The 12,037-nt window shown below is 59.5% G+C and carries 9 protein-coding genes; 4 read left to right on the plus strand and 5 right to left on the minus strand.

What is annotated here, in order from left to right; translation table 11 throughout:
• Positions 1-74: 74 nt before the first annotated feature.
• Together LJX92_RS09980 and LJX92_RS09985 are read right to left on the minus strand one after the other, a co-directional pair.
• Complete coding sequence (locus LJX92_RS09980) at positions 75-1,130, minus strand: permease (protein WP_032876785.1); 1,056 nt, start codon at positions 1,128-1,130, stop codon at positions 75-77.
• 58 nt (positions 1,131-1,188) lie between these two features.
• The gene (locus LJX92_RS09985; RefSeq protein WP_005786910.1) at positions 1,189-1,890 is read right to left on the minus strand and encodes a hypothetical protein; all 702 of its coding nucleotides are present in this window, start codon (positions 1,888-1,890) and stop codon (positions 1,189-1,191) included.
• A gap of 252 nt (positions 1,891-2,142) precedes the next feature.
• Between LJX92_RS09985 and LJX92_RS09990 the strand changes: the two genes are divergently transcribed.
• From LJX92_RS09990 to hemB, 3 genes are all read left to right on the plus strand, one after another.
• Positions 2,143-2,841, plus strand: coding sequence for a glutathione S-transferase N-terminal domain-containing protein (locus tag LJX92_RS09990; RefSeq protein WP_032876782.1), 699 nt, complete (start codon positions 2,143-2,145; stop codon positions 2,839-2,841).
• 3 nt (positions 2,842-2,844) lie between these two features.
• Positions 2,845-3,687, plus strand: a complete 843-nt coding sequence (locus LJX92_RS09995; RefSeq protein ID WP_228309685.1) for a PhzF family phenazine biosynthesis protein — start codon at positions 2,845-2,847, stop codon at positions 3,685-3,687.
• A 116-nt stretch (positions 3,688-3,803) separates the two neighbouring features.
• On the plus strand, positions 3,804-4,778 hold the full coding sequence (gene hemB / locus LJX92_RS10000; protein WP_005786915.1) for a porphobilinogen synthase: 975 nt from the start codon (positions 3,804-3,806) through the stop codon (positions 4,776-4,778).
• A gap of 76 nt (positions 4,779-4,854) precedes the next feature.
• Here the strand turns inward: hemB and LJX92_RS10005 are convergent, their stop codons facing one another.
• Positions 4,855-5,157 carry a contact-dependent growth inhibition system immunity protein gene (locus LJX92_RS10005; protein ID WP_032876776.1) on the minus strand — a complete coding sequence of 101 codons (303 nt, stop codon included), beginning with the start codon at positions 5,155-5,157 and terminating at the stop codon, positions 4,855-4,857.
• Positions 5,154-9,821, minus strand: a complete 4,668-nt coding sequence (locus LJX92_RS10010; RefSeq protein WP_228309686.1) for an RNase A-like domain-containing protein — start codon at positions 9,819-9,821, stop codon at positions 5,154-5,156. Before LJX92_RS10010 ends, LJX92_RS10005 begins: the two co-directional genes overlap by 4 nt.
• Before the next feature lie 273 nt (positions 9,822-10,094).
• Between LJX92_RS10010 and LJX92_RS10015 the strand changes: the two genes are divergently transcribed.
• On the plus strand, positions 10,095-11,180 hold the full coding sequence (locus tag LJX92_RS10015) for a DUF1615 domain-containing protein (protein WP_078820862.1): 1,086 nt from the start codon (positions 10,095-10,097) through the stop codon (positions 11,178-11,180).
• On the opposite strand, the gene LJX92_RS10020 is transcribed toward LJX92_RS10015, so the two are convergent.
• Complete coding sequence (locus tag LJX92_RS10020) at positions 11,181-11,975, minus strand: DUF4349 domain-containing protein (RefSeq protein ID WP_032876770.1); 795 nt, start codon at positions 11,973-11,975, stop codon at positions 11,181-11,183.
• Between the last annotated feature and the right edge of the window lie 62 nt (positions 11,976-12,037).

Consider the following 12,037-nt stretch of genomic DNA (forward strand, 5'->3'; position numbering starts at 1 on the left):
CCTTTTGAAGTGTGAATACATACAAAGGTGGGAGCTGGCTTGCCTGCGATGAGGCCATCAGCCCCACTGAAAATCTAAAGAATCACCGCCCCAATCAACCCACACACCACTCCCACCAGCATGGTCAACCCGGCCACCGTCACCAGTACCCGTGCATCGAAATCCTTGCGCAGCATCAGCAGCGACGGCAGGCTCACGCTCGGCAGGGTCATCAGCAGGGCAACGGCCGGGCCGGTGCCCATGCCCAGGGTCATCATGGTTTGTACGATGGGTATTTCTGCCGCTGTAGGAATCACGAATAACGTACCGACGATCGCCAGCGGCACCAGCCACACCAGGCTGTTGGCCATCGCCCCGTCCACATGGGGGAACAGCCACACCCTTGCTGCACCGAGGATCAATACCGCCAGAATGTACACCGGGATGGTGCTCCAGAACAGTTGCCACAAGGTGCGCAACCAACGGCTCAGGAAGGGTTGCGACTCCAGGGTGCTTACTTCGGCGACAGCCTCCAGCGCCGCTTCCGGCACTTGATCAGGGCGCGCGATACGCTGCGCTACCAGAGACACCCCCACCACCAACACAATCCCGGCCACCAGCCGCAGCGCGGTAAAGTCCCAGCCCAGCACAAACCCCATGAACACCAGCGTGGCCGGGTTCAACACCGGGTTGGCAATCCAGAACGCCAGCGCCGCGCCCACCGACACCTGCTGACGGCGCATGCCCGCCGCCACTGGCGCTGCACAGCAACTGCACATCATTCCCGGCAAGGCAAATAGCCCGCCGCGCAGGGTCGAGCCCAGCCCGGCGCGGCCAAACAGGCGCAGCAGCCAGTCGCGAGGGATCAGTACTTGCAGTAATGAACCGAGGATCACCGCCAGCACTGCGGCTTTCCAGATCGCCAGGAAATACACTTGGGCGTAGGCCAGCGCCGCTGTCAGGGGCGAGCTTTGCTGGTCATTGAGAATCGAGGCGCCAATGCTGTGGTTGTCCGCCGCTACAAACGCCTTGAGGTAGTAGGGCGACCATTTCACATAGTAGAGGCCGATGCAGGCCACCAGCAGAAACAGGGCAGGCTTGTACCAGAACGACCAGCCCCGATTGGGCTGGGAGGACGCGAGGTTGGACATGAAGAGGATCCGCAGGTGAGTCGATAGCCGGGCATCATACGCCCCTGCGGCTCACGCTTCAGATATCTGCACTGACCTGGGTCGGATCCGGGCAGGTTTCATCGCCGTTATTCAGCCCCTGCTTATAGTTGCGACTGAGCAGCGAGGCCTTGCCGTTGTGCCAGGTCAGCGTCAATACGTACAGGGAGTCATAGTCATTGCCAGACCAGTCATCGGTGAGGGTGTGCTTTTCTCCGGACGCTTCGCTGGCGACTTTGTTGATCAGCTCCGGCAGGTAACCATGGGACCAGGCCGTGTAGATCGTCGCGTTGCGGTACTTGTCCTCGACCAGTTCTTCGGCCAGGGCGCTGGTGTCATTCGCTGAGAATTCGATGTTCACCGGCAGGCCAAGCTTGATCGCGCTGGGGCTGATGGTAATCAGTGGGCGAATGTAGCTGTAGGAATTGTCCAGTTCGCCTTCCTCGACATTGCGTGTCGGGTTGGCGGCAAACACGTAGTTGGCCTTGCCAAACTTCTCCGGCAGGACAGTAGCCAGGTTCATGGCACGGTTCAGGCCCTGGCAATTGAGCTGGCCCAGGCCACCGGCCGGTTTTTCGCCGTGGCGCAGGAATACCAGGGTTTGCACGCCGTCCACGGGTTGGGCACGGCTTTCACGGGCGTCGAGAGCGGTGACGATGGCCGCGCTGACCAGCAGCAGCGGCAACATCATGTATGAATAACGTTTGAATCGTTGCACAAGGCGCAGAGGCTTGATCTTCATTATAGGTTCGAGTCTTCGTGCGTCGGGTTAAGGCGGACAGGCCCGGCCCCAGTGACGCGGCAAGCGTCCTGCGGTATTCCCTGTCGATATAGCAAGGTGCCTCCATTCACCCTTCGGGCGCTCTTAAGAGTGCAATCGGGCGTTTTGGTTCGCCCAGAGGGGATACTAGTGGGCAAATGTTGCGCAACGATGACCCATGCACGGTGGCGGGCAGATGACTATCATGAGGGCTTTCCGTCCAGGGGGTTCTCGATGAACGCACTCGCCGCTTTCCCGATCAACAGCAAATGGCCTGCCCAGCACCCGGATCGCCTGCAGTTGTATTCGTTGCCCACGCCCAACGGCGTCAAGGTGTCGATCATGCTCGAAGAACTGGGGCTGCCCTATGAAGCGCACAAGGTCAGTTTCGACACTCAGGATCAGATGTCCCCGGAGTTCATGTCCCTGAACCCCAACAACAAGATCCCCGCGATCATTGATCCTAACGGCCCGAGCGGGCAGCCGCTGGCGCTGTTCGAGTCCGGCGCGATCCTGATCTACCTGGCGGAAAAGACCAGCCAGTTGCTTTCCGAAGACCCGGCCACCCGCTATGAAACCCTGCAGTGGCTGATGTTCCAGATGGCCGGGATCGGCCCGATGTTCGGCCAGGTGGGGTTCTTCAACAAGTTCGCCGGCAAGTCTTATGAAGACAAGCGCCCGCGTGACCGCTACGCCGCTGAAGCCCGGCGCTTGCTGGGCGTTCTGGAAAAACGCCTGCTGGGCCGCACCTGGATCATGGGCGATGACTACAGCATCGCCGACATTGCCACTTTCCCCTGGATTCGCAACCTGATCGGTTTCTACGAATCCGGCGACCTGGTGGGCATTGCCGATTTCCCTAACGTACTGCGCGCATTGGACGGCTTTGTCGCACGTCCGGCGGTCATCCGTGGCCTGAATATTCCGAGCTGAAGCATGTCGACTTTCGAGTTCCAACAACTGGATGTATTCAGCCGCGTACCGCTTAAAGGCAACCCGTTGGCCGTGGTGCTCGGCGCCGATAGCCTCACCGACCAACAGATGGCGGACTTTGCCAACTGGACCAATCTCAGCGAAACCACGTTTTTGCTGACACCCAGGGATCCACGGGCCGACTACCGCGTACGCACTTTCACCACCCTCACTGAACTGCCGTTTGCCGGCCACCCGACGTTGGGCAGTTGCCACGCCTGGTTGCAGGCCGGTGGCGTACCCCGAGGCGAGGAGATTGTTCAGGAGTGCGAAATCGGTCTGGTGCGCATCCGCCGCCAAGGTGATGAACTGGCGTTTATCGCGCCGCCGTTGTTGCGTGCAGGGGCCGTGGAGGCGCCGTTGCTGGAACGCGTGCGTCTGGCATTGAAGCTGGCGCCCGAGGCGATTGTGCGCAGCCAGTGGGTCGACAATGGTGCCGGGTGGCTGGCGGTGATGCTGGCTGATCGTGACGCGGTGCTCGCGTTGCAACCGGACTATGCGCAACTGCTGGGCCTGGCCGTGGGGGTGATCGCTCCCTGTGATCCGGTGCGTGACGCGGTAGACGCACAATTTGAAGTGCGCGCCTTTATCGCTGGCGACGGCGCCCCTGAAGACCCGGCCACCGGCAGTTTGAACGCAGGTGTTGCCCAATGGCTGCTCGCCGAGGGCTTGGCGCCCAGCCGTTATGTGGTCAGCCAAGGCACGGCGATGGGGCGAGCAGGGCGTATTCACATCGAGCGCCAGGGCGATGAGGTGTGGGTCGGCGGCGCCGTAGCGCTGTGTATCCAAGGGCAGCTACAGCTCTAGATCAATAAATTGTTACGCGCCTGGCAATACACTATTGGCCCCTTGGCATTTGTGTTGCCGGGACTTGGGGGCATAAGCTTTGGCCCCAAAGATTTCAGCCATTTTTCAGGAAAGCCATGACCAGTCAGTTCCCCCAAGCCCGCCCACGTCGCCTGCGCCGCTCCCCGCAACTGCGTGGCTTGTTCCAGGAAAGCGAATTCACCCTTAACGACCTGGTGTTGCCGATCTTCGTTGAAGAAGAAATTGACGATTTCGTACCGATTACCAGTATGCCGGGCGTGCTGCGTATCCCGGAGAAGAAACTGGCCGGCGAGATCGAGCGTTACGCCCGTGCCGGCATCAAGTCGGTAATGACCTTCGGCGTGTCCCACCACCTCGACGCCAACGGCAGCGATACCTGGAAAGAGCGCGGCCTGGTTTCGCGCATGTCCTCGATCATCAAGGACGCAGTGCCGGAAATGATTGTGATGTCCGACACCTGCTTCTGCGAATACACCGACCACGGCCATTGCGGCGTGATGCACGGTGCCCATGTCGACAATGACGCAACCCTGGTCAACCTCGGCAAACAAGCCGTGGCCGCTGCCCGCGCCGGCGCCGACGTGATCGCTCCGTCCGCCGCCATGGACGGCCAGGTCCAGGCCATCCGCCGCGCCCTCGACGACGCCGGTTTCACCCACATCCCGATCATGGCCTACTCGACCAAATTCGCCTCGGCCCTTTACGGCCCGTTCCGCGAAGCGGGCGGCAGCGCCCTCAAGGGCGACCGCAAAAGCTACCAGATGAACCCGATGAACCGCCGCGAAGCCGTGCGCGAATCGCTGCTGGACGAACAGGAAGGTGCCGATGCGCTGATGGTCAAGCCAGCCGGCGCTTACCTCGACATCATCCGCGACATCCGCGAGGCTTCACGCCTGCCTGTGGCGGCGTATCAGGTGAGTGGTGAGTACGCAATGATCAAGTTCGGCGCCCAGGCCGGGGCGATTGATGAAGACCGGGTGGTGCGCGAGACATTGGGGTCGATCAAGCGGGCGGGGGCGGATTTGATCTTTACCTACTTTGCGATGGATTTGGCGTTGGCGGGGATCTAAAGGAGCCGAGTACACCTGTGGTGAGTGAGCTTGCTTGCGTGGGGCTGCCTAGCAGCCCCGTATCTCGGCCAGAAAATTATTTAATGGCGTTCTTTAATGCTATGGCAACATGGTTTAACCACGTTTCCCCATCATTCCATTCATTAGGGTAATAGTAATAACAGCCGATATCAGAGAGTAAAAAGTCTTGAAGCTCTTTCTCTGTTTTTTTGGCTGATACCAGGTTTTCTAGCTCTAATAGCACTATTGCTATCGTATCTTCAGACGATTCCGAAATAAAAAAATCAATTACGTCGTTTGCGCTTTTGTGATCATCAACCCAATCTTGATTGAAGTACCCAGCAAGAAATTGCTGTAGCTCGGGGTAGTCTTTGTTCATGGGTTTGGAAAGCCTGTGTGAATTCGATATCCAGTATGCATTTTTTGGTCTCTGCGAATAATTAAGTAAATTTCTTTTCCGGGTACAGATGTCGTAGTGTTCTTTCTGAAACTTGTGCCTATTGGCTCTTGGGATGGTTGAGTGATGACTATCTGCTGGTTGTTTCCTTGTAGGAAGTCTTTGATTTTGTCTTGATTGTTATCCAATACCTTTGAAACGGCGAGTTCAGCTGTTGCGCGATCATGAAAAGTAGAGGCTGCCGGGATATGTGGTTCCCGCCTCAAGCGGTCAAGCAATTGTTGATCCGTTCTACCGATATGCTTTTCCATAAGATGTCCTCCTGCCGCCTCATGTGCGGCTAAACCTCCTCCTGGAACGATTACGCTATAAGGCCCTTCAGGGCAGCTTGTTTTTTTACAGCTTAGTCCCAGCGGATCCACCCACCCTGTGGGATTGGGCACGTACTGGTACGCGTTGATCCCGCCCGCCAACTTCACCGGGTCCGGCGTCAGATAACGACCGATATCCGGATTGTAGTAGCGATGGTGGTTGTAATGCAGGCCGCTTTCCGCGTCGAAATACTGACCTTGAAAACGCAGCGGATTGTCGATTTTGCTTACGTCGAACCGGGCGATCTGGCCGTAGGCGCGGTAGTGGGCGGACCAGACGATTTCGCCCTCGGGGCTGGTCAGTTCCTGCGGTGTGCCGAGGTGGTCGAGTTGGTAGTTGTAGGGCGTTGTGGCTTGTGGTCCGTAGCCTTCCAGCAGTGCCAGCGGGCGGAAGCTGTTGGGCTCGTAGATATAACTGTGATGACAGTCCGCATGGTGCTCGGCAATCAGCTTGTCGCCTTGCCAGAAAAACTCCGTGGTTATGTCATCCACGGTCTTGCTGACACGCCGGCCAAACGGGTCATAGCGATAACTAGCGGTTTCGCCGTTCGGTTTTGTGATGCTGATTAACCGATGCTGGCAGTCGTAGCGGTATTCGGTGACGAGTTGATGGCCTTTGCCGCGCCGTTCGCGGATCAGGTTGCCGAAGGCGTCGTAGTCGTAATGGCGGTCGCCCTGGATCATCAGGCGGTTGCCGGCAACGATGTCCGGGCCGGGGCGGTCTTGCATCAGCAGGTTGCCCGCTGGGTCGTGGGCGAAGCGTTCCTGGACGTCTTGGGAGTGATCGGCGCGGGTCAGACGATTCAGTGGGTCGTAGCGGTAAAGGTGTTCGCCTTTACGGGTGTCGAGCAGGCGGGTGAGGTTGCCGGATTTGTCGTAGTCGTACTGGCGCTGGTAAAGGTAATTTTCCTGCTGTGTGACGGCGTGGGCGTGCAGGCGGTTTTGGTCGTCGTAGTGGTAGTGGCTGAGCAGTTGACCTTGTTGGCGTTGGTGTTCGCGGCCGCTCTTGAATAAATGTGCAGTGAGCACCTCACCATTGAGCTCGACCGTAGCGAGATGGCCTCCCTTGTCATGGTTGAAGGTGAGGCGGTTGTTGTCGGGCAGGCGCAGTTTTTGTAGTTGGCCGCAGGCGTCGTAGCCGTAGCGCAAGGTGCCCCAGCCTTGGTGTTCGGCGGTCAGGCGGTTTTGGCGGTCGTATTCGTAGGCCAACGCCCAGTGACCGTCTTCGACGCTGAGGAGGTTGCCTTGGCGGTCGTAGGCATAGTCGACAACGCTGGCATCAGGCAGGGTTTTTCGTACGAGGCGACCGGCGTGGTCGCGCTCGTAACGGGTCACTAGCTGACTGCCGTCGTCGCCGTGTTCGGTCTTTTCCAGCAGGTTGCCGTTGAGGTCGTAGACGTAGGCGGTGCGTTGGCCGTCGAAGCCGGTTTCCTGTTGGATCAGGCCGTTGGGGTGGTAGTCGAGTTGATAGGTTTCGCCGACTTCGTTTTCGATTTCGGTCAGCAGTAACCGAACATTGTCGTAGCGATACTTGACCTGGGTGCCGTCGGCGTTGATGCGGCGGCTGATCAGGTGCAGGCCATTGGCATATTCGTAGCGGGTGACGTGGCCGAGCTCATCGCGTTCGGCGATGATTTTTCCGTAGGGGTTGTAGCTGAACTCTCGTGTGGCGCCGCCTGGCAAGGCGAGGCGAATCAACCTACCGACGCTGTCCCATTCATAGACTGTCTGGGCGCCGTGTTCATCCTCACAGCCAATCTGGCGTCCTAAATCGTCATAGCGATAACGCTTGATCCCGCCATTGGGCAATTGCTCTTCCAGCAACTGCCCACGCTCATTCCACACCAGCCGATGGCAACTGTGATCCGGGTACCAAACTCCCGTCAGTTGCCCGTATTTGTTGTAGCTGTAGTCAGTCGAATTATCATCCGGATCAGTTTTGCGGATGACATCGCCTTGCTCATTACGCTCGTATTTCCAGACCGCCTCCCCACGCCTCACAACCCGAACAAAACCGTTGTCATGCTCGTAAGACGTCGGCTCATCATCCCCCGGAAACAAAGCCACCAGGCGCCCAGCTTCGTCGTACTGATAGGCCGTCACCGCGCCCAGCGGATCCTGTTCGACGGTCAGCCGCCCCTTGGCATCGTAGGATTTGAAATGCTGCGCGCCGTCCGGATCGATGCGCTGCACCAACCGCGCCCGGTCGTCGTGGACATAGACTTCCTGGCTACCATCGGCGTTATGCACCGTGACACGGCCGTCATCCCCCCAGGCATAACGCGTGTCCATCTGCGAAAAACTCGCCCAATGCCGGACGCAACGTGCCGCCTTGCCGGAGCCTTCCCACGCCCAGAAGAAACTCGCCCCACCGGCCAACTGCCGCTCAACAATGACGTGCTGATCGTCGTACCGATAACGCTCGCTTTCACCGACGGCATTGGTCGCGCAAACCAGTCGTCCGTCTTCGTCATAGGCGTAGGAAACAACGTTCTGCTCGGTTTCCCAGACGTAGGGCTCACGCCCTTTGGCGCGATGCACCTGGTAGTCCACCGCCACGATTCGATCCAGCTCATAACGCAGCAGCAGCGAGCGACCAGCACCGTTATCCAGCCGCTCGATCCGCCCGGAAGGATCACGGCAAATGCGCAGGCGGTTGTCATACGCATCGCTGATCGCAGTCAGTACACCGTCGCGAAAGTGATAGAACCGCGACGCCTGGGCCAGCACTAACTCATCAGGAGCCGAGCCCAAGTAGATCGCCGCTTCCGCCAGGCTGTTGGTAATCGCAGGCCGAGCAGAAGTCGGCAAGGGCAGGGTAGTCGAGCGGTTCTCATGATCGGTCCACACCACCGAATCGCCCGACACACAAAGCCTGTGCGCCAGCGCATGACTCCAGCCAAACCCCAACCCGCAATCCAGTTCCACCGCACTGGTGCGATACAGCCGCGTCCACTCAAACGGCAAAATCCCGTCCAGCGCGCCATCGGTAAGGGTCAGCAATTCCTCGCCGGTGACCATCGACACCGGGCAACCATGAGTGACCGTCTTATCTGCTGGAGCCGCCGCATCTCCCTTCGGATTCGACGCCACGGCAGGCGCATCATCCACCGATTCCTGGCGGACCAACGTGGTGCGTTGGGTCTTGCTGCGCACCATCGACACCGGGTTCGAAACCAGCGTATCGCCTGCCTTCAACGGCACCACCGGCACGGCCTTGACCGGTGTCGCGGCACTGCTCAGTAACACCGGCTTGGCGACCTCGACATGCGGCCCCAACCCTGGCCCCACTACTTGCTTGGCCAGCAATTCCAACAACGCTCGTGCGCGCCCGGATTTGACGTGACTGAGCACACCAGCCCCCAATCGCACCACTACGCCCATCGCACCCAAGACGCGAATCAGCAGCAGATTGATCAGGACCTCACCGGTAATTTCGCCCCACAGTTCAGCCATCTCCGGCGGCGGGAGCATGCGCATCCAGCTGACCAGCGCCGATAGATAGATAAACAACAGCGGCTCATCACTGAGCACCAGCAAGCCCTGGGCGATCGCGTCACTGCTCAGTGTCAGCAGTTCATCGAGCTCAGTTTGAGAAAGGTATTGCAGCAGTTTTTCGCTGTTGGGCTTGAGGTCCGCCAGCAGCGCCGACAGCTCGCCAATGTTGTCCCACAGGCTGTAAAGCGCCTTGACCATGCCGCTGGCAAAGGCCGCCTCCAGCAGGCGGCGCCGCTCAAGCGGGCGAGCGTCTGCGTAACTTTTCCACTGGGCTTGGAAAGTGTCGGTCCACTCTTTGCGCAGCCGGGCTTCCAGCGCTGCGATCACCGACTGGTAGGAGGCATACAGCGCCTTGAGGTGATCCTGGGAAACGTTGGGGTAAAAGCTCACCCGATATTGCTGGTTGCGATCACACTCGGTGATCTCAAGGATGCCGCTCGGGCCGATGGTCTTGTGGATGGGCTCGCCCAGCGGACCGCCGTTTGGATCAACGCGTTGCAGCATCACCGCTGTGTCGCCGATCGGCACGAACCGCGTGCTCTGGAACATATGCACCAGGGTCAACGTACCGTTGGCCCGGCAGGTGGCGACGGTGCTGCTGGGAAACAGGGAGCGATTGATCGGGGCAACGAGCGTTACCTCATCGCCGACCTTGAACACCTGCTCAAGCTCCAGCGCCGAGAAGCTCCAGAAGCTATTGGCCCAATCGTCAAAGGTGTTCAAGCAATCGCGAAAGTCACGGAAGACGCCTTCAACGTCGACCGTTTTCACGTTCATTGGGGTCAGGGCCAGCCTGCCAATGACCGGGTTCAAGCGCCAACCCCATCAACCGGGGGCGTAACGAAAACAACCATCTGCAATCCCTCGCACTGTTCAATCAGGCGAGGGACTTTGCAGCGGTTCACAGGGCAGGGGAGTAGCGCTTATCCGGCAGTTATGTGGGATGTTTCAGCTAAGGCTAGGCATCCGCTTCGGCTCACCGACGAACCCCGGTTAGACTTACCTGTCGATATCAGCACTGCCCGGCCTGTCGTTAACCAAGGAAGCCTCATGTATCCAAGTCGTCTGTTCTTTTGCCTCATGCCTTTGCTGGTGCTGGCCGGCTGTTCCACCTCCCGTGGCCCGCAGCAACCCGAGCGCAGTGAGGCCGAGGTGAAGGCGCAGATCGTGCGCCTGCTGCCGGCCAAGGTGTCGGACCGCAACGGTTGGGCCCAGGACATCTACACCGCCTTCGACACCCAGAAAATCTACCCCAGCACCGAAAACATCTGCGCCGTGCTGGCGGTGACCGAGCAGGAGTCTACCTATCAGGTCGACCCGCCTGTGCCGGGCATGGGCAAGATCGCCCAGGATGAAATCCTGCGTCGCGCCGGCAAGGTGCATGTGCCCGCGTTCGTGGTACGCAGCGCCCTGCAATTGCGTTCGCCCACCGGCAAAACCTACGCCGACCGCTTGAATGCCGCACGCACGGAGAAGGACTTGAGCGCGATCTTCGATGACTTCATCAGCATGGTGCCCCTGGGTAATACCTTGTTTGGCGGCTTCAACCCGGTGCACACCGCAGGCCCGATGCAGGTCAGTATCGACTTTGCACAAAAACAGGCGCGGGGTTATCCCTACACGGTGGACGGTACGATTCGCCGTGAAGTGTTCACCCGTCGCGGCGGTATGTACTTCGGCATCGCCCATTTGCTCGGCTACCCGGTGAGCTACGACCAGCCGCTGTACCGCTTTGCCGATTTCAATGCCGGTTGGTACGCCAGCCGCAATGCTGCGTTCCAGGCCGCGGTCAGCCGCGTGACGGGCAAAGAGCTGGCGCTGGATGGGGACTTGATCCGCTATGGCTCCCTGCTGCCCGGCACCACCGAACTGGCAGTGCGCTCACTGGGGGCGAAGCTGGACATGCGCAACCCGAGCATCCGCAGCCAGTTGGAGCAGGGCGATCAGTTGGATTTCGAGGACACTACGTTATACAAGCGCGTCTTCAGCCTGGCCGACCAGGCGGCCGGCAAACCGCTGCCACGGGCGATCCTGCCGGGCATTGTGCTCAAGAGCCCGAAGATCACCCGCAACCTGACCACGGCCTGGTTTGCCAAGCGTGTGGATGAGCGCTATCAGCGCTGTATCAAGCGCTGATCAGCTGCGACGCTTGACGAACCGGCGCCACAACCCAACCCACAGCCACACCACCGGGAACGCCAGGATCACAAACGGCAGCACATAGCTGGCACGCTCCAGGGCGTCTGCCGTGCCGTTCACCAGGTTGTCTCCCAGGTGGCTGAACATCCGGCTGAAACGTGACGCTTGGTTCGCACCGTCAGAAGAGCGGAAATTCAGGGTCACGCGATTGGTATCGAGGCGGCGTTGCTGGCCGGCGGCAACCTGGGCCAATGCCTGCAACTCATTTTCAATACTTGCTTGCTCCTTGCTCAGAACGATCAAGTCACTGACGTTGATATCCTTGCGCTTGGCCAGTTCGTCGAGGCGTTGCTGCTGGGCTTGCAGGCGCTGCTGGCGGCGGCGCACATCGTCGACCGCATCGGCCAGGTCTTCGGCGGTAGTGATGCGCTGGCCGAGTTTGCCGCCTTCAGCCGCGAGGGCGACCATCGGTTCCACACCCGTGGGTGCGATCCGCAGGATGATCTGGCCGCCGTTGCTGTCTTCGGTAATGCCAAGGATATTGCAGGCACCAAAGCGTGCCGTTTCACACGCCTCGCGGGTGGCCTGCATACGCGGCGCGAGCAGGGCGCCGGGCAGGGCCAGGGTCAGTTCATGCTCATAGGCCAGTTGCGCCCCGGCCTTGCCCTGTTCGCCATTGATGACCGTGGCGCGAGAGTGGTCCTTGGGTGAGCAACCGGCCAAGGCCAGGCCAGCGAGCAAAATCAACAGCGGCGCGCGAAGCGGGTGGGAATTGCCGTCCAGGTGGCGCATTACGTTTCCTTGAAATGTGCAGGAGAAATTGATCGCGATTAAAGCCGGTCTGGTCCATTAAC

Origin of the sequence: Pseudomonas sp. HN8-3 (genome assembly GCF_020790195.1) — a bacterium.
GTDB classification, from domain to species: Bacteria; Pseudomonadota; Gammaproteobacteria; order Pseudomonadales; family Pseudomonadaceae; genus Aquipseudomonas; species Aquipseudomonas synxantha_A.